Annotated in this window: 14 protein-coding genes and 1 pseudogene; 11 read left to right on the top strand and 4 right to left on the bottom strand. The window is 60.6% G+C overall.

The window, feature by feature from the left end; genetic code table 11:
- The 7 genes from GJG85_RS19680 (at position 1) to GJG85_RS19650 (ending at position 10,347) form a co-directional block, all read left to right on the top strand.
- Positions 1 to 1,278, top strand: a complete 1,278-nt coding sequence (locus GJG85_RS19680) for a cytochrome c (protein ID WP_124554946.1) — start codon at positions 1 to 3, stop codon at positions 1,276 to 1,278.
- A 67-nt stretch (positions 1,279 to 1,345) separates the two neighbouring features.
- Entirely contained in the window at positions 1,346 to 1,873 is a 528-nt protein-coding gene (locus GJG85_RS19675; RefSeq protein ID WP_306427012.1) for a DoxX family protein, read from the top strand.
- A gap of 62 nt (positions 1,874 to 1,935) precedes the next feature.
- Positions 1,936 to 3,042 (top strand): porin, encoded by a 1,107-nt coding sequence (locus tag GJG85_RS19670; RefSeq protein WP_089489432.1) that lies wholly within the window; start codon positions 1,936 to 1,938, stop codon positions 3,040 to 3,042.
- A gap of 488 nt (positions 3,043 to 3,530) precedes the next feature.
- Positions 3,531 to 6,035, top strand: coding sequence for a type VI secretion system Vgr family protein (locus GJG85_RS19665; protein ID WP_050012787.1), 2,505 nt, complete (start codon positions 3,531 to 3,533; stop codon positions 6,033 to 6,035).
- Between the two features lie 62 nt (positions 6,036 to 6,097).
- Positions 6,098 to 9,181 (top strand): lytic transglycosylase domain-containing protein, encoded by a 3,084-nt coding sequence (locus GJG85_RS19660; protein ID WP_239468976.1) that lies wholly within the window; start codon positions 6,098 to 6,100, stop codon positions 9,179 to 9,181.
- Between the two features lie 14 nt (positions 9,182 to 9,195).
- Positions 9,196 to 10,071, top strand: coding sequence for a tetratricopeptide repeat protein (locus tag GJG85_RS19655; RefSeq protein ID WP_143328903.1), 876 nt, complete (start codon positions 9,196 to 9,198; stop codon positions 10,069 to 10,071).
- A 24-nt stretch (positions 10,072 to 10,095) separates the two neighbouring features.
- Positions 10,096 to 10,347: a PAAR domain-containing protein gene (locus GJG85_RS19650; RefSeq protein ID WP_050012786.1), complete on the top strand. Its 252-nt coding sequence runs from the start codon at positions 10,096 to 10,098 to the stop codon at positions 10,345 to 10,347.
- A 2-nt stretch (positions 10,348 to 10,349) separates the two neighbouring features.
- Here the strand turns inward: GJG85_RS19650 and tssF are convergent, their stop codons facing one another.
- Positions 10,350 to 12,146, bottom strand: coding sequence for a type VI secretion system baseplate subunit TssF (gene tssF, locus GJG85_RS19645; RefSeq protein ID WP_204384293.1), 1,797 nt, complete (start codon positions 12,144 to 12,146; stop codon positions 10,350 to 10,352).
- A 402-nt stretch (positions 12,147 to 12,548) separates the two neighbouring features.
- Here tssF and GJG85_RS19640 point away from each other — a divergent pair.
- The 3 genes and pseudogenes from GJG85_RS19640 to GJG85_RS19630 form a co-directional block, all read left to right on the top strand.
- Positions 12,549 to 12,802 (top strand): annotated as a pseudogene (locus tag GJG85_RS19640) (porin); the annotation flags it as partial.
- Between the two features lie 295 nt (positions 12,803 to 13,097).
- Positions 13,098 to 13,619, top strand: coding sequence for a hypothetical protein (locus tag GJG85_RS19635; RefSeq protein WP_204384290.1), 522 nt, complete (start codon positions 13,098 to 13,100; stop codon positions 13,617 to 13,619).
- A complete protein-coding gene (locus GJG85_RS19630; protein WP_050012782.1) occupies positions 13,616 to 14,116 on the top strand; it encodes an AAA family ATPase in 501 nt (166 codons plus the stop codon). The genes GJG85_RS19635 and GJG85_RS19630 overlap by 4 nt, the downstream gene beginning before the upstream one ends.
- Positions 14,117 to 14,166: 50 nt before the next feature.
- On the opposite strand, the gene GJG85_RS19625 is transcribed toward GJG85_RS19630, so the two are convergent.
- The 3 genes from GJG85_RS19625 to GJG85_RS19615 all read right to left on the bottom strand — a co-directional run bounded on the left by GJG85_RS19625 (position 14,167) and on the right by GJG85_RS19615 (position 17,505).
- Entirely contained in the window at positions 14,167 to 14,709 is a 543-nt protein-coding gene (locus GJG85_RS19625; RefSeq protein ID WP_050012781.1) for a cysteine hydrolase family protein, read from the bottom strand.
- Between the two features lie 242 nt (positions 14,710 to 14,951).
- On the bottom strand, positions 14,952 to 16,277 hold the full coding sequence (locus GJG85_RS19620) for an MFS transporter (protein ID WP_050012780.1): 1,326 nt from the start codon (positions 16,275 to 16,277) through the stop codon (positions 14,952 to 14,954).
- Positions 16,278 to 16,320: 43 nt separating this feature from the next.
- The gene (locus tag GJG85_RS19615) at positions 16,321 to 17,505 is read right to left on the bottom strand and encodes a M20 aminoacylase family protein (protein ID WP_176015767.1); all 1,185 of its coding nucleotides are present in this window, start codon (positions 17,503 to 17,505) and stop codon (positions 16,321 to 16,323) included.
- A 181-nt stretch (positions 17,506 to 17,686) separates the two neighbouring features.
- On the opposite strand from GJG85_RS19615, the gene GJG85_RS19610 reads away from it, so the two are divergent.
- Positions 17,687 to 18,589, top strand: a complete 903-nt coding sequence (locus tag GJG85_RS19610; RefSeq protein ID WP_050012778.1) for a LysR substrate-binding domain-containing protein — start codon at positions 17,687 to 17,689, stop codon at positions 18,587 to 18,589.
- Positions 18,590 to 18,641: the final 52 nt, after the last annotated feature.

The following is an 18,641-nucleotide window of genomic DNA, read 5'->3' as shown; positions in this document are numbered from 1 at the left end:
GTGCGGAAATCTACTCTCACCTTCCTCCTCGCCGGCTGCCTCGCGCTGCCGGGCCTCGCACGCGCGGCCGATTCGGCCGATCCGGCGCAAGTCAAGCGCGGCGAATACCTCGCGGTCGCGGGCGACTGCATGGCGTGCCACACCGCGAAGGGCGGCAAGCCGTTCGCGGGCGGCCTCGGCATGCCGGTGCCGATGCTCGGCAAGATCTATACGAGCAACATCACGCCCGACCCGGACACAGGCATCGGCAACTGGACGTTCGACGACTTCGAGCGCGCGGTGCGGCACGGCGTGTCGAAGAACGGCGCCAACCTGTATCCGGCGATGCCGTACGTGTCGTACGCGAAGATCAACGACGACGACGTGCAGGCGCTGTACGCGTACTTCATGCACGGCGTCGAACCGGTCAAGCAGGCGCCGCCGAAGAACGAGATCCCCGCGCTGCTGAGCATGCGCTGGCCGCTGAAGATCTGGAACTGGCTGTTCCTGAAGGACGGCGTCTACCAGCCGAAGCCGGCGCAGAGCGCCGAGTGGAACCGCGGCGCGTATCTCGTGCAGGGCCTCGCGCATTGCAGCACGTGCCACACGCCGCGCGGCATCGCGATGCAGGAGAAGTCGCTCGACGAAACGGGCGGCAGCTTCCTGTCGGGCTCGGTGCTCGCGGGCTGGGACGGCTACAACATCACGTCCGACCCGAATGCGGGGATCGGCGGCTGGACACAGCAGCAGCTCGTCCAGTACCTGCGCACCGGCAGCGTGCCGGGCCTTGCGCAGGCGGCCGGCCCGATGGCCGAGGCTGTCGAGCACAGCTTCTCGAAGATGACCGAAGCCGACATCGGCGCGATCGCGACGTACATCCGGACGGTGCCGGCGGTGGCCAACGGCGACGCGAAGCAATCGCGCTCGTCGTGGGGCAAGCCGGCCGAGGACGGCCTGAAGCTGCGCGGCGTCGCGCTCGCGTCGTCTGGCATCGATCCGGCGCGGCTGTATCTCGGCAACTGCGCGACCTGCCACCAGATGCAAGGCAAGGGCACGCCGGACGGTTACTACCCGCCGCTGTTCCACAACTCGACGGTCGGCGCACCGAATCCGACCAACCTCGTGCAGGTGATCCTGAACGGCGTGCAGCGCAAGGCCGGCAGCGAGGACGTCGGGATGCCGGCATTCCGCCACGAGCTGTCGGATGCGCAGATCGCCGCGCTGACGAACTACGTGACCGGGCAGTTCGGCAATCCGGCCGCGAAGGTGACCGAGCAGGACGTCGCGAAGCTGCGCTGACGCGGCATGCGACGAAGCAGGGCGACAACGTAAAAGAGGAGGAGCACAGCACATCGGGCGGGCCCCGATGCCGGTTGTTGCAGAGCGGGGCGGGCGGCGCGATTGGCCGCTCGCTCCGGTTCACAGGCAATCCGGTGCGTGCGGTTGCGCGCGCATCGTTTTCGTTGATCACACCATGACACCGAATCAACCGTTTCTCGCGTCCCAGCGCGATGTGCTGCTGCTGCTGTCCCGAATCCTGCTCGTGATCCTGTTCGTGATGTTCGGCTGGAAGAAGATTATCGACTTCTCCGGTACGATCGCGTTCATGGGCAGCGAGGGCGCGCCGGCTCCGATCATCTCGGCGGCGATCTCCGTCGTGATGGAGCTGTTCGTCGGGATCGCGATCCTCGTCGGCTTCCAGACGCGGCCGCTCGCGCTGCTGCTTGCGCTGTATACGATCGGCACCGGCATCATCGGCCACCACTACTGGACGATGACGGGCGGCGAGCAGATCAACAACATGATTCATTTCTACAAGAACATCGCGATCTCGGGCGGCTTGCTTGCGCTCTGCGCGGCCGGCCCCGGACGTTTTTCGATCGATCGCGGATAAGCGACCGGAGGCGCGTGCATGGGGCGCGCGACGGACGGTCGAGACTTCGAGGGGGCATCATTTTGCGACTCAAATACTTTGCATGGCTGATCGCGGCCGCCACGCCGGCGGCTGCGTTTGCGCAGACGAGCGTCACGCTGTACGGCCGGATCGACGGCGGCATCGAATACCTGAACCACATCGCGAAGCCGAACGGCGGCAGCGGGACGCGCTGGAGCGCGGAAAGCGGCGACTGGGGCACCAGCATGTTCGGGCTGAAAGGTGTCGAGGATCTCGGCGGCGGGATGTCGACCGTCTTCAACCTGGAAACCGCGTTCCAGGTGATGAACGGCCAGACGGGCGGCGGGCGCATGTGGTCGCGGCGCGCGTACGTCGGGTTGAAGAGCAACACGTGGGGTCAACTGCAGGCCGGCCGCAACCTGTTCATCGACAGCGACGGCGTGTGGGAATTCGATCCGTTCGTGCAGCAGGCGTTTTCGTCGGCGTCGCTTGTGCGCGGCCGCAACTGGCAGCAGAGCAGCAACAACATCGAATATCACAGCCCGGTGATCGGCGGCTTCGACGTGCAGGCGCAATATGCGTTCGGCAACCAGTCGCGCGGCTTCAACTACGGCGCGGCCGACGATTTCGGCCGCTCGGACGGGATCATGATCTCGTACCACTCGCCGGTGCTCGACGTGCGCGGCATCTATGACGAGCTGCGCGACAACAACGGCAAGTTCAGCAACATCTTCACGGCGTCGCGCGAGTACTTCGTCGGCGCGAACGTGAAGGTGTCGAAGTTCAAGATCCAGGGTGCGTATACGCACTATCAGGCGCCGGATAGCCCGGCTGGTGTCGCCGATCGTGCGGATCATTACTGGCTTGGTGCGACCTACTCGGCGACGCCGCAGTGGGCGGTGACGGGCGGCGGGTATTACGTGAAGGTGGGTGATGGCGGTGGAGACGCGTCGCACGATCCGTCGGGGCATGCGATCATGTACGTGCTCGGCACGACGTACAACCTGTCGAAACGGACGTTCCTGTATGGCACGGTCGCGTATGCCCGCAACGGCGGGAATTCGAACTTCTCGCTGATTGCGTCGCCGCGGGATGCGACGTCGGGGACGAGCCCGATGACGGGCGAGTCGCAGACGGGCGCGTATGTGGGGATGATGCATACGTTCTGAGTGTAGGCAACGCCAGATACGCAAAAGGCACGGGTGATGAACCCGTGCCTTTTGCGTTTACAGCGCTTGCGAAGCGTTCTGGCAAGCGTGCTGATGTCGGTCGGCGGAATCAGAGGCATCGTATCGGTTATGTGGCCGCGACATGTCGCTCTGCCATCGGTTCGCCGGCTCGGGCGTGGCTTACATACGTATCGCGTTGCGGGTGCAGTACACGCGCGATTGCGTCACACTTTCTAACGTTTGTGGACCGGAAACTTCAAGGCAAACGTCGGTTGCCCGATTTATCGCCGTCTGACTGATGCCAGCTACGGCGGGCACTTTCGCTGCAGACGTCGAATGCATCCCCCGACGGGCCGCGTGCCTATACTGCCCCGCGACATCGTTGTACTCGAAAGCATCACGTAAGCTCCCGTATCGATGAGATACCAATCGGCCGCCCGGCACCGCCCGGCGGCCGTTTTTGTTACTACACGGTACGGGGTAGCTTGATGGTTTCCGATCTCCTGAACAAGGCGCTGCGCACGCAATACGTGCAACACGGACGCATTGTCCGCCTCGATACGCCGCTTGGCGAAGACGGGTTGGTCCCGCTGTACGTCCGTGGGCGCGCGTGTCTCGGGAGAGACTTCGAATTCACGATCGACGCAACGTCGACGCGACTCGAAACGATTCAGGCGAAGGCGCTGATCCGGCAATCCGTGACGCTGTGGATTCGGCAAATGGACGGCAGCGAAATGCCAATTCACGGCTATGTGACTGCATTCAGTCGCCTGGGCGGGGACGGAGCCAATACCTACTACCAGCTCCGCTTCAATTCGTTCCTCGCGCTGCTGCGGCTCGGCAGTGACCGGCGCGACTGGATCGAGACTCCCGCGCAGCAAACCGTGTCCGATGTGCTTGGGAAGTATCCGCAGGCGGCCGGCAACTTTACTTGGCAACTGCGTCAATCGTTGCGCTCGTATTCTCAGCGGATGCAATGGGAATCCGACTGGAACTACGTCCATCGTACATTCGAAGAGCTTGGTCTTTTTCCGCGTTTCGATATCGCGCAGGACGGCAAGTCGCACAAGGTCGTCATCATGGACGATCTTTTCTCGGTTCCCGAATTGAAGCAAAAGACCATTTTGTTCAGCCGCTCGGTGCAGAACGAAGAATTCGATGGTCTGAGCGAGTGGATCGATTCGCAGGAAATTCAGTCGGCCGAACTCGACACAGGCACGTTCGACTACAAGCGCCCGGATCTTTCGAAGCACGTCACGATGCCTGCGTTCGATCTTGACGATGTACCGGGGCTGGGTGAGCAGTACGAATACACCGGGTCGCATACGTGGTCCGATCGCGACATGGGCGAGGCTCAGGCAAACGTTGTCACCGAGGAATGGCGCTCACGCGCGCAACGCTTCTACGGTGTGGGCGCATTGCGTTGCGCATGGCCTGGCCGCTATGGGGTGCTGAACGGGCACCCGGTGCACGATGCGCAGCCGGATCAGGATCGCGAAATGGCAATTCTCTCGGTGAACTGGCTCATTCAGAATAACGTGCCGGGACTCGAGAACCTGATGCGTTTTCGCAGGAGCCTGCGCGCTGAAGTCGAGCAAGCGCGCGCGAGCGGTGCGGGTTCGTCCGTACGCCATGACGACGGCGGCGTGGGATTCTTCCACGTCGAAATCGAGGCGCAACGGCGCCGCGTCGCGTTTCGTAGTCCGTTCGAACACAAGAAGCCGATCATGCAGCTTCAGACGGGCATCGTCGGCGGTCCCGAGGACGAAGAGATTTATACGGATGCGATGCTGCGTGCGAAGGTGCGGCTGACGTCCAATCGACTCAATGACGGCGACCAGAACGTGTCGGCGTGGATACGTGCGGCGATGCCCGATGCGGGCCACAAGCGCGGCGGCATGTTCCCGCTGCGCAAGAACGACGAAGTCTTGATTGGCTTCATCAACGGCAATTGCGATCGTCCCGTGATCCTGTCCAGAATGCACGGCGGCGAAAGCATGCCCGAATGGCACACGCACGGGCTGACTTCGGGCTTGCTGTCGCGCGAGTACGGCGGTGAAGGTTATAACCAACTGATGATGGACGACGCCAGTGGGCAGAACCGCGTGCATTTGTACTCGACGAGCTATAGCTCGCATTTGCACCTGGGCTATCTGATCCAGCACTCGGGCAACACGCGCGGCGCGTTCATCGGGCAGGGTTTTGACCTCAAGTCATTGAGCTATGGTGCGGTGCGGGCCGAGCAAGGGCTCTACGTTTCGACGCAACCTGCCACGACCCAACCGCTGAGTGTGACGGCAGCGTCCGAACAGCTTACCCGCGCCGAAGCGATGCTGGCGACGACGTCGAAGGCGAGCCAGACGAATCGCGCGCAGAGTCAACAAGACGGCCACGATGCACTAAAAACTTTCACGGACGCAACGCAGCATCCGGTGGCCGGCACGACCAAGGGCGGTCGCACGGCCGGCGGCGGCACGGGTAACGCGAACGGCTTTGCGAAGCCGATCATGCTGTTGTCCAGTCCGGAAGGCATTGCTGCATCGACGCAAGGGTCGGCGCATATCACGGCAAACAAGCAAACCAACGTGGTTGCCGGGGAAGACATCAACCTTGCAGCCGGTCGGGCGTTGCTCGCCAGTGTGTTGGAGCAAATCAGCCTGTTTGCGGAAAAACTCGGTGTCAAGGTCTACGCGGCGAGCGGCCCGATAGATCTCCAGGCCCAGAACGATTCGATGAGTTTGGCCGCCTCGCAAGATGTGAAGATTACGGCGGGCAAGAAGATGTATCTGTCGGCCGATGAGATCTGGATCGGCGCGAATGGCTCGTATATCAAGCTGACGGCGAACATGATCGAGAATGCAACGTCGGGCCAGATTGTAGAAAAGTGCGCGAATTGGGAGAAAGCAGGAGCGGCAAGCGGCACCTTGCAAAACCCGCTGCATTCGTCGCCGGTATCGGTCGACGGCGGGCGTTTTACGCTGTTCTCCGGTTGAGTCGCGCGGCCGGTATAGCGGCAACATAAGAAATTCTGAAAACCGAATCCGAGTCGGGAATCATGACCAAAACGACCCATAGGAAGAAGCACCCTCCAGCAGCCGCGCCGCAATCGGCCCCGAAACCAACGGAACCTGCGGATACGCCGCTGAGCTGGGCGTATCCATTCACGCCGGTAGGTAAGGCCGACGCGGCCGACCCGATGACGTATTTCAAGGCGCTGGCGAAGTGCGAGAACGGTTTTTATCCGCTAGGCGTCAGCGGCATGTGGCACGGGGGCGTGCACTTCGCCGACGGCAGCGCCGAAATGTTGAAGCAGGACAGCGGCGTGCGTGCCATCGCGGACGGCAAAATTGTCGCGTATCGGCTGAACACGCAATACGAGGAAACGACGTACCCGAACAACCTGGGTCTGGCGCACTACTCGACCGGCTTCGTATTGGTTCGACATGAGCTGAAATTACCGCCGAAACCGGCACCGAAGGACCCTGCGAAACCGGCTCCGGCTTCGGCTCCCGCGCCGGCATCGACTAGTGCTGCGCCTCCTGCACCCGCTCCAGCCGATAACGCGCCGTCCAACACCAAACCGGCGAACGACAAACCACTCGTGTTTTTCAGCCTGTACATGCATACGATGGATTGGGCGACCTATCAGAAGGCGATTGAGCAGGCCAAGGCGAACCCGAAGCCCGATCCAGAGCTTCCCACGCCGATGTCGTACTGGGAAGGCGATCGCTATTATCGAGTCGGCGATAAGGCGAAGGACCAACAATCGGTGCCGAAGGCGCCTGTGCAGTCTCCCGCTACGCGTGCCGATGGGGCAGACAATCTGCCGATCAACAACACCAGCCCGAACGAACCGATACCGACCGATAGCGATCAAGATGTGGCCCTACCGGCTCCCCAGACGGGATTGCGCATTCGGGAATTGTCAAACGGGAAGTGCAAGATTCTCGGGATACTGCCGACTGGGGCCGAAGTGATTGCCGGTGACGGCGATCCCGCACACACGGATTGGATCAAGATCAAGGCCATCAAATCGGGCACGATATTGCCTGCCGAAGTGGGCAAGCCGGTATCCCCCCAAGCGCCTTGGGGCTACGTGTTCAAAGGGGAACTGGATGCCGTTGTCGATCCGAAGCCGCTCGACACGGTTGTGATCCTGAAGGTGCCGCAGCGCATCAAGGCAGGCGAAGTCGTCGCGCATGTCGGCCAGTATCAATGGCCCATGAAGGCGAGTCCGATACCGCCGAAGCCGAACTACCCAATGTTGCATCTCGAAGTATTCGCGGGCGCGGATTTCAAAGATTTCATGGACCGAAGCCGCGCGCGTGCCAAAGAACTGAACGATAAAAACAAGCCGCTTCTGGAAATAGAGCCGGGGGCCAAGCTGGTCACCGAAATTCCCGCGCCCGATCAGAAACTGACGCAGGCGGGACTGAAGCTTGTACCGCTGGCCGATGCAAAGGGTTCGCGCTGGGTCAAGGTGCAGCCCAAGAGCGTGACAAATGTGCCCGCGAAGGGCAAGCAGAAGGCCACGCAGAATTTAGCAAACGTCGGGAACCCGATATGGGTAGAGAGCAGTCTTGCGAACACGATCAGTACCGCGAATGTGTCAGGCTGGCAGAACTTTCCGCTAGACGTTTCCAAGGCAAGCGGGCCGGGGGCGGATTTCCGGGACGTGCTTCGTCGTGCTGAACTCGACAAGCTTGGCGAGGGTAACGTTGCAATCGACGACAAGGGCCATCATTGGTGGAACATCACGATTGGTTCGAAGGATGGCTCCGAACTGAAAGGCTGGGTGTGCGACACTGGCCACCTTAACGTACAGTTTCGTAGTCCTTGGGAATGGCCGGGTTTCGAATTGGCCGATAACGGTAGTGTTGGCCCTGCCGACATGTTCAAACGCCACATCCATACGACTGAGCAATATCTGGCGGACGAGGACGGCACGGAGTTTATGGGGGAAGCGGCGAAGGTTAACGCTGGCGAACTCATCACGAAGATCGAAAAGGCGATCGATACGAATCACGACGGGACGGTGTCGGCGCAGGAACTGAAGCACGCACTGGATACGCGCTGGATGGCCGAAGCGGTCTCGCACCTTATAGTGCGCAATGAAACCGAATGGGGCGGTGGCCTCGGCAAGTGGGAAGATCTCTCCCCGCTCATGAAGACGCAGAAGGAGATGTGGAAGACGGAACTTGACCGACTCGCGAAGCTTCAGTGGTGGGAGGAAATCAAGGGGATTGACGGTTTCCCCACAGACCTTTCGCCTTGGCACTTTCATCCGATTGGATTGATCGGGAATTTTCTGGTAAGCGGAGGATGCGATTGTGCTGGTTCTCGACTTGAGCTATCAAGCATGCGGAAAATTGCGACAACCTGTGGTGACGCAAAAATTAACGAGTACCTTGATTCTATAAATCAGGCATTTGTCGATTACAAGATCAATACATGCATGCAGCGCGCTTATTTCATATCTCAAATACTTACGGAAAGTGGCGAGTTTAAATATACCCGGGAGCTGTCAAAGAATAATGCTCCGCTTGAGTATGACCCGTGGCGAGGTCGAGGGTTGATTCAACTCACGCACAAGGAGAATTACCAAGCCTATCAAGATTATTCTGGCGAAGACGTAACATCCGGGATGCCGGAGATTGAGAAGGTCGAGAAGGCGCCGCATTCGGTTTTATCGGCAGCTTGGTTTTTTGCTATTCATGTAAATTTGCTTAAACCTAGCGAGGAAGATGATTTAATTTGGGCTTCTCGAATTATTAATGGTGGATTTAATGGGTATGATCATCGATTGAGCTATCTCAATCTGGCTATCAAGGCTCTTGGGCTAGAGGCTTGCACGAAGCTGAATCGGGCAGGTATATATAAATTTGAGGAGAGTCGTGCCTATAACGAGAAGCGTGCGTCATTTGGTTGGGGTCATTGGCACGATCCCGGTTCGGCAGTCTCGGGTACGTCAAAGGATAAGGACGAGGCCATTAAGGGATTTAGGCGATACCTTGATCTTGATGATGCGGCAGGTAAGCCGGTGGATAAGCACGGCAAGCCAAAGGATCAGAATTGGTATCACATTGCCGTTGTGCGCCCACATGCTGAAGCGAGACTTTTAGCACTGATGGCATCCTAATTAAAGGTTGGGTCATGAAGCAAAAAAACGTATTTAGTATACTATTTGTCTGTGCGTTGACTATGTGTGCCCACTCTTCTTTGGCGCTATCTGGTGAGAATAAAATAGTTGGCGACTTTGAAGGAATCGGAAAACCCGGAATTTTCACATCCGAAGCTGCGCATAATGGGTTGAATATTCAATACTACTCGCCTTCTTTGGGGCGATCGCTTTCGTATAGGGTTGAGAGTTTTGATGAATGCAGCATGATGGGTATATATATAATTCCGCATACAAACCTATTGGCTGTTGATGGAAGTTGCTCTAGTCAAGGAGGGCAGATATATCGCTACATCTACAAGTGGAGTGCCAGCGAAAAAAATTGGTGCTTGATCCGGCAAGTCAATGGTGAAAAATCTGATATTACGTCTGGAATGGTGGTGCCAGTAGAGGATGTTTTGCGGGTAAATGGATGTGCGACTATAGGAAAAAACGACTCGCTGACGTACAAATCGAAGGATCAAGTGCGGAGCGAAATTCGCAGTGAATTGGATGATTTTAAGAAGGCTGCCCAGCAACAGTCGTCGCTAGAGAAGTATATCGCCGAAATGCCGGATTTTCGTGTGGCTGAGCTTGGGTCATATATCGATGCTGACAATGTTGAAGACATCAATAATTTGGCATTTTATTTGGGGAAATATAAGAGAAGTGGTGATGCGGTGGAGGTATTGCAGTTTTTGGTGAAAAAATTCCCAAGCCGAACCGTGGCTAGATTGAATTTGGCTGATGCATATTGGGATATTGACGCCAAAGAGTTGGCGGCTCTGGAGTATCGTGAGTATAGGCGGCAAATGAATGAAAAAGGGATTTCCGCAAAAATCCCCCCTCGGGTCCTAGATAGGATGAAGTAATTTATTTTTCAACACTTTAAAAATGTGATGAATCTAATTCGAGTTGGTGACGGCACCGACCACGGCGGTAAGGTTGAAACTGGATCATCGACCATGAAATTCGATGGCCGTTACGTCGCTCGTAAAGGCGATCGCGTGTCGTGTCCGCAGCATCCCAACGTGTCACCGAACCTCATCGAGGAAGGCGATGAATCGATGAAGGACAACGGCATTCCGATTGCGCGACACGGCCACCGAGCGACGTGCGGCTGCCACCTGATTTCGAGTCTCGCGTAGCGCTATAGCAGCGGCACGATGCTAGTCCGCATCGGACAGCGCACGATCACGGAGCCGTCGTTCTTCGACAGGACGACGAGCTGGGTGAAGCTGTTGGCGGGCGCGTAGCGCGACAGGTACAGGTCGAGCAGCAGAATCAGCGTGCCCATGCTGTTTTCAATGAACGCGCTCTCATCTGCCGCCATCACAATTTCGAAGCCTCTCATTAGGGCCGAATGCGGCTTGATCGCCAGTAGTCTCTCGACGACGTTTCGCTTGACGAACGAAATCGCCCCGACGTGTTCGGCGCGTCGGTCGCTCGGTGCAAGCTGGCGCATGAGTTTCACGAAGTCCGGCCATCCCTCGCGTGTCAACTGCGCCAGGTTGGCTGTCGTCAGTGCGAGCACGCGCCACTGCGCTTCCGACTCACGGGACGCGCTATACGTCGGTGTCGGCTGTTTCAGCAGCGTAATCCTGCAAGGCACGTGATCGTTTTCGTTTTTCAGATCGCCCTTGAGGGAGCCGATCCGCATCCGCGAAGGCCAGTCGCGATTCGTGCAGGTGAGGTCGGCATTCAATTGCAGCGGCGTTTTCGCCACCGCTGTCCCGTCCGCGCGTAGCAGTACGAGCGACGTTTCACGTCCGGGATGATGGATTGCCGCGTAGGGATCGTGGCGCGTGATCCAGAATCGTTCGCCGGCCCCGACGCCCCATGCATTCAGCGACGGAATAGTGGTCCCGTCTGACGGATCGCGAACCGCATCAACCGAATAGATGCCGCGTATGTCTGGTCGGCTCGGTTTCGGCACGACGGGATAATCCGCGGCGATTTCGCCACGCGACGACTTGACACCCATATGCTTGAACAGGTTCACGATTGGCGTACAGAACAATCCGATGTTGTCCGCCGATAGCGGGGTGAGCGCTTGCGCGATGCGTGAATCGGCGTGCATGCCTTCGATCGCCAGATGCAGTGTTACGCGCCGCGCGCGGTTCATTTGGAGAGGTTTGAGACATCGGCGTAAATGAATGTCGACAAAATCGAACTTGTCCGGAAATCCGACGTATTCCAGCAGCGGTTGAACCAGCGGCGAATTGTGCGACGGCGGCAGCAGCATATCGTCCGGGCCGAACCCGACCGGAGTGACCGGTATCCCCGCAATTGGCATCCACCGTCCGCTGTCGTCCGCTTCGACAAATGCGCCACGGACGCGCAGCAGGACCGTATCCAGCAGCGCGACGACGGTCTGGCGTTCTCCAGCGAAATGGACGCGCAGCGTGTTGGGCGAAATCGCGCCGAGAGGCGAGGCGGCTACCGTCGGCTCAATCGTGATGGAAATGAAGCTGGTTGTGTTCGGCGGCAATGCGACTTGTGCCGGTGCGACGGTGCTGCGCGAGAATCGAGCGTTTGCGATGTGGAGCGGCGCAAGCGTTACGTCATAAGCGGTTCGAAAGCGAACTTCCCCGCCGCGCGACGTGAGCTCCATGCCACGCGGCAAGACGACCGGCTTGCCCGGTAATTCCTTGATCGGATCGAAGCGAGCGATCGAACATGCAGGGAACGGTCGCAAGTAGTGCGGGTGCAAGACATGGAGCAGCGCTTCGGTGAACTTCGGTGCGCCGTCGTCCAGGTTGGCCCGGATTTCGGCTGCAATCAACGCGAACGCCTGCATCATCCGCTGGATGTGTGGGTCTTCCGTCTGTCCGCCTGTAAAGCTCAGGCGGGCGGCAATTCGTGGATACTCGTTGGAGAAGGTTGCGAACTGATCCTCCAGTTTCGTCAGTTCCTGTTCATAGTAGCCGCGCAGCTTGTCGTGCATATCCAACGTCGTCAGGCCTCTGCAGGTCACGACGTGCGTCGTATTGTCCAACGGTCATCGTAGTCGAATCTTCATCCTCCGAGTTTCTGCAGTCCGATAGTCCGAGGCCAAAATATGAGTCTGACGAGATTACGGAAACGGCACGACGGCGGGACAAACCGCCTGCGTTCGCATGCGATTGATATTCAGTAACCGATATTGACGGGTTTTGGCATCAGCCGTGGTTCCTTCAATCTCGGCGTGAATATGTTTCGCAATGTGAACTTCGAGAGGCGGCTCGTCGAGATAAAGCCGGGACGGCAGTCGCCGACGTGGGACAAGATCAGCGGGTTGATGTCGGCGGCGGGATGCCGACGGTCTTTAATCTGGAAACCGCGTTCCAGGTGATGAATGGTCAGACGGGGGTACTACGCGAAGGTAGGCGACGGCGGCGATGCGTCGTACGATCCTCGGGGCGCGCGATGATGTACGTGCTCGACATGACGTACAACCTGTCGGAGCGCGTGTTTCTGTACGGGACTGTTGCGTACGTGCGCAACGGCGGCAATTCGAATTTCTCGCTGCTCGCGACGCCGCGTGGCGCGACGTCGAGTACGAACCCGATGACGGGCGAGTCGCAGACGGGCGCGTATGTGGGGATGATGCATACGTTCTGAGTGTAGGCGCAGTGCACGCAAGGCACGGGCGAGGGCAGCCCGTGCCTTGTTGCGTTTGCGGCTTTGCCGAATCATTGTGACGTGCACATCAGCGCCGGCGCGCAGATTGAGGTGCGCCGGGCCTGCCTGCGGGCCGCTATATGGCTCCCGCGCATCGCTTGTTCATCTTTTCGCCGCGAGTCTTATAGCTGGCGTTACGCGTCGTGCTACCGATAACGTAGCTGGAGGGATTCACATTTTCTGACGTTTATGGGCTGAAAATTCTGCGACGGCTTGGCTGTCCCGGAGGATGGAAGTGGTTTTGGCTGAAAACACTATCGTGCAAATCAAGAACAAGGTACTGGTCTATGTTACGTGGCGAGACCGACTGCTCACGTTTACCCAACCGAAGTTCCCGGAAGCCGGGAGGCAAGTGGTTGCCGGCACGATGAACCACGGCGAAGTGCCAATAGCCGCCGCGCTACGCGAGCTACGCGAGCTACGCGAGCTTCGCGAGGAGAGCGGTATCAGCGACGCTCAAGTCGTGCGTGTCCTCGGCGATTACTTCTGTTCGATGAAGAAATTCGGAAGAAGTGAGATTCAGCATCGGCATGTCGTGCATGTCATGGTGAGTGATGCCATTGCAATGAAGGCGCACCGGACGCATTTCGAGGTCGACTCAAGTCCCGGTGGTGAGCCTATTGAATTCCGCTTCCAGTGGTTTCTCCTTTTTGGAGAGGTATTCACGCTGATCGGTGGGCACGATTTCTTCTTACCCATGCTGAAACACTTCATGCGCGAGCATCAACATGCGCGGTTGAACAGAACTGAAACATGAAGGTTTGCATCGTAGGCCCGTCGGGTGCGGGGAAAACGACTATCGCTCGGGAGTTGGCTCGGAGGTTCGATACTGACGCGTATGAATTCGACAACGTCTATTGGGACAAGAGCGGTGAAGAGTATGTGAAGAACTCGGATCAGGCGATGGCTGACGCTATCGCGACGATCATCGCCGAAGCCGGCTGGTTCGTCGAAGGCGCGTACGACAAGCGGATGTATCCGCTGCTCGCCGAGTGTTCGCTGATCCTGAAGGTCGAAGTCCCGTTCCGTGTGCGAGTGATACGCCTGATCAAGCGCTTCATCGGGGCGACGGTGACCGGAAAGTTGCCTAGGGAGATCTTCAGGAACACCATCGGATTGGTCAAGTTTTCGTTCCGCTTCGATAAGCAGCTCAGCGATTTCCTGTCCGCGGACGTAGTGCTTTCGACGAAGGTCGTTTCAGTCCGCGACACATCATCGAGCATTGAAGCAATGCGTATGGCGGGTCTCTGCTGACGCTATTGCAGGCCTGCGCTGATCCACCGCAGTCCGATCGGCGCCGTGCATCAGAACACGCACGCCTCGGTCTTCGTCAGCACCGCAAACGGGCCCGCCAGCGTCGCATTGTGATGCGCGACGATCCGCTCGGCCGGCAACGCAGGTGTATCCATGCAGGTATGCGCATCGGCAACGAGCACCGCGCGAAAGCCGAGATCGCCGGCCGCGCGGCACGCCGTGTCGACGCAGTACTGCGTCTTCATCCCCGCGATCACGATCTCGCCGATACCGGCCGCATGCAACCACTCGGCGAGCCGCGTGCCCGCGAAGCAACTTGGGCGAGTCTTGTCGAACACGATGTCGCGTGCGGTATCGATCGCAAGCTCCGGCAGCAACGCGGCCAGCGGCGCGTCGGGCGCGATCGGCGAGCCGGCCGGGCCGGTGTGACGCACGGCGAACACGGGCGCGCGGGCTTCATGCGCGCGACGAATCAGCTGGTTGACGTTGGCCAGCACGCGTTCACCGTCATACGGACGATCTGGACCATGAAACAACCCGACCTGCATGTCGATGACGAGCAGTGCGCGTTTCGGGAAAGGGACTTCGGACATTGCGTTTCTCCTGAGTGGCCGATGCAGACGGAGAAACGGAAAGACCCCGTCCGGAACCGGCGGGGCCTGTGGGAATCGGTGACGCTACGATCTTGCGCGCACTCGCCGCACGGACCCGCCGAAGGCGGTCGTGCGCGTGGTCGTCGAAAGGGTGATCGTGGCGTTGTGCATTGAATGATCATGCCCGATGCGCGGGCGCGGCGTCAATGACGTACGTCACGCACCCACGCATCGGCCACCGCTCAATCCAGCGCCTTCCCGGCCTTCTCGTCCATGCAACGAATCGCGAGCAGCGTGAACACGCCACACCCGATCGCATACCACGCCGGCGCATTCGGATTCCCGGTCGCCGCGATCAGCCACGTGACGAAGAATTGCGCGAAGCCGCCGAAGATTGCGACGCCGACGCTATACACGAGCGCACCGCCCGTCGCACGCACCGCACGCGGAAACAACTCGCCGAGCATGGCCCCCGTCGCACCGATGTTGATCGCATGCACGATCGACAGCGCGGCGATGATCGACAGCAGCGACGCGGCGCCCGGCCAGCGGTTCAGCGCGATGAACGCCGGGTAGATCGCGGCCATCAACACGATGCGCGTCCACCAGACGATCCGGTTGCGCCCATACACGTCGGACAGGTGGCCGCCGATCGGCGTCACGAGCATCAGGATCGCGCCAGCGACGCAGCCGGCCGTCATCGACAGCCACGTCGGCAGGTGCAGCACCTGCACGCCGTAGATCGCCATGTAGAACACGATGATGTAGTGGATCGACGTGCCGCCGATCGTTACGCCGAGCCCCGCGAACACGGCTTTGCCGTGATGGCGCAGCACGTCGGCGAGCGGCAGCGACGCAACGGGTTCGTCGTGCGCGGCGGCGGGCGAGGGTGCCGCCGCCGGCACTTCCTCGACGGTGCGGCGTAGCCAGTAACCGAGCGGCACGAACAGCGTGCCGATGATGAACGGCACACGCCAGCCCCAGCTTTCGAGTTGCGCGGCGCTCAGCGTCGACGTCAGCGCGACGCCGGTGAGCGCGCCCGCGAGCGCGGCGAGCCCCTGGCTCGAGAACTGGAACGACGCATAGAAACCGCGACGATGCTGCGGTGCCTGTTCGAGTAGCAATGTCGTCGAGGCGCCGACTTCGCCGCCCGATGCGAACCCTTGCAGCAGCCGCGCGAGCACGAGCAGCAGCGGCGCGGCGATGCCGATCTGCGCGAAGGTCGGTGCGACCGCGATCGTCGCGGTGCCGAGCGCCATCAGCAGCAGCGTGAGGATCATCGCCTTCTTGCGGCCGGCGCGGTCCGCATACATGCCGATCACGAGCCCGCCGAGCGGACGCGTGACGAAGCCGACGCCGAAGCTCGCGACCGCGAGCATCAGTTGTCCGAACGACGAATGCACGGGAAAGAACAGCTTGCCGATCAGGATTGCGAAGAAGCTATAGACCGTGAAGTCGTAGAACTCGAGCGCATTGCCGACGGCGGCGGCCGCGATCAGCCGGCGTTTCTTCGCGGCGGCGCGGGCGTCGACCGGCGTGCCGGCGAACGGAAGGGCGGACGTTTCCATGGGGTTCCCCCGGGTAGGCACGAAACTGCGTGGTGAAGGATCGTCAGGCCGCGAGCCAGGCTTCGGCGACGCGGACCCAGTAGCTCGCGCCGATCGCGAGGATGTCGTCGTTGAAGTCGTAGCCGGGGTTGTGCACCATGCAGCCGCCCTTGCTGCCGATCCCGTTGCCGATGAACGCGTAGCAGCCGGGGCGTGCTTCGAGCATGAACGCGAAATCCTCGCTGCCCATCAGCGGCGCGGCGTCGGTTTCGACGCGTTCGGCGCCGAGCATCTGGCGCGCGATGTCGGCCGCGAACGCGGTCGGTTCCGCGTGATTGACGAGCACCGGATAGCCGTAGTCGTAGTCGACTTCCGCGGTGACGCCGAAGCTCTCCGCCTGGCCTTTCGCGAGCGCTTCGATACGGCGCGCGAGCAGCGCGCGCACGTCGGCGTTCAGCGCGCGCACCGACAGTTTCATCACGACGGTTTCGGGAATGATGTTGAACGCCTCGCCGGCCTGCACGCTGCCGACGGTGATCACGGCCGCATGCTGTGCATCGACCTCGCGCGCGACGATCGTCTGCAGCGCGACCATGATGCTGCCCGCGGCCGACATCGGATCGCGCGCGAAATGCGGCATCGCGCCGTGGCCGCCGACGCCGCGCAGCGTGATCGTCACGCGGTCGGCCGACGCCATCGCGGCGCCGGTGCGGAACGCCATGTCGCCGGCCGCGCGGCCCGGCATGTTGTGGATCGCGAAGATCGCGTCGCACGGGAAACGGTCGAACAGGCCGTCGTCCATCATCGCCTTCGCGCCACCGAAGTTTTCCTCGGCGGGCTGGAAGATCAGGTTCAGCGTGCCGGAGAACCGGCGCGTGGCCGCGAGGTGGCGCGCCGCGCACAGCAGCATCGCGGTGTGGCCGTCATGGCCGCATGCATGCATCTTGTTCGCGTGGCGGCTTGCGTACGGCAGGCCGGTGGTTTCCGCGAGCGGCAACGCGTCCATGTCGGCGCGCAGGCCGACCGTGCGCGCGCCTTGCCCTTCGCGCAGCACGCCTACCACGCCGGTCTTGCCGATACCGCGATGTACGTCGTAGCCCCAGCCGGTGAGCAACTCGGCGACGAGATCGCTCGTGAGCGTTTCTTCGAATGCGAGTTCGGGATGGGCGTGGATGCGGCGGCGCACCTCGACGAGTTCGGGGGCGATCGCGGCGATGCCGGGGATGACGGGGTTCACGGCTGGCAGCATGGTCTCTCCAGTGGGGCGGGTGGGGCGTTTGACGCGCATATGACGACCAAGCATATAAATTTCTTTTGCGTACCAGAAGCTGCTAAATTGCTTTGGTGCACACCGTCGGTTGTCGCTCGGGAATACCCTGAACCCCTGCGCGGCACGGCGCACAGGGTTTCCACGGATCACGCATTGCCCCATGAAATACCATCAGCTGAAAGCGTTCGTCACCGCCGCGGAGGAAGGCAGCATTCGTGCGGCCGCGCGGCGCCTGAACGTGTCGCCGGCCGCGCTGACGAAGGCGGTCAAGGAGCTGGAGATCGCGCTCGGCGTATCGCTCGTCGTGCGCACCGCGCGCGGCGTGCAGCTCACCGCGTTCGGCCAGCAACTGCAGGTGCGCGCGCGGCTGATCGTCGCGGAAATGCAGCGCGCCCGCGACGACATCGAGCAGGCGCAGGGCGCGATGACGGGCTCCGTCGCGGCGGCGATCACGCCGGCGGCGGCGGTGACGATCCTGCCCGACGCATTCCGTGCATTCCGGCGCCGCTTTCCGGTGGCGCGCGTCAATCTGGTCGAAGGGTTTCCCGGCGTTGCGCTACCGCGCCTGCACGACGGTTCGCTCGATTTCGCGGTGGCCGTCGTCGTGCCGGAGCTGCTGGCGGCCGAGTTCGATCATGCGGAGCTCTATGCGAGCCGCTCGCTGATCGTCGCGCGCAAAGGGCATCCGCTCGCGTCGGCCACGTCGCTCGCCGATCTCGTCGAGGCCGACTGGCTGATGAATCCGTCGCCGGAAAGCTCCACGCAGGTACTGTTCAACTCGTTCGTCGCGTACGGATTGCCGGTGCCGGCGCGTGTCGTCGAGTGCCCGAGCTTCGGTCTCGCGCACAGCCTGATGACCGGTTGCGACCTGATCGCGTCGATGCCCGAGCAATTGCTGCAAGGCGAGTGGGCACGCGATCAGCTCGCGGTGCTGCCGATCCGCGAGCGCTTGCCGGGCGTATCGGTGCAGGTCGTCACGCGCCGCGACAGCCCGCTGACGCCGGCCGCGGCGATGCTGCTCGATTGCCTGCGCGATTCCGCGCGACGCAAGGGATTAAGGTGAGCGCGCGCCCGCAAGGATCACGTAGTGATCCTGACGATCATGGGCCCGGCAT

It is taken from the genome of Burkholderia sp. MS389, from assembly GCF_016899425.1.
Taxonomy (GTDB): Bacteria; Pseudomonadota; Gammaproteobacteria; order Burkholderiales; family Burkholderiaceae; genus Burkholderia; species Burkholderia sola.
This window is presented reverse-complemented; position numbering and strand designations above follow the sequence as displayed.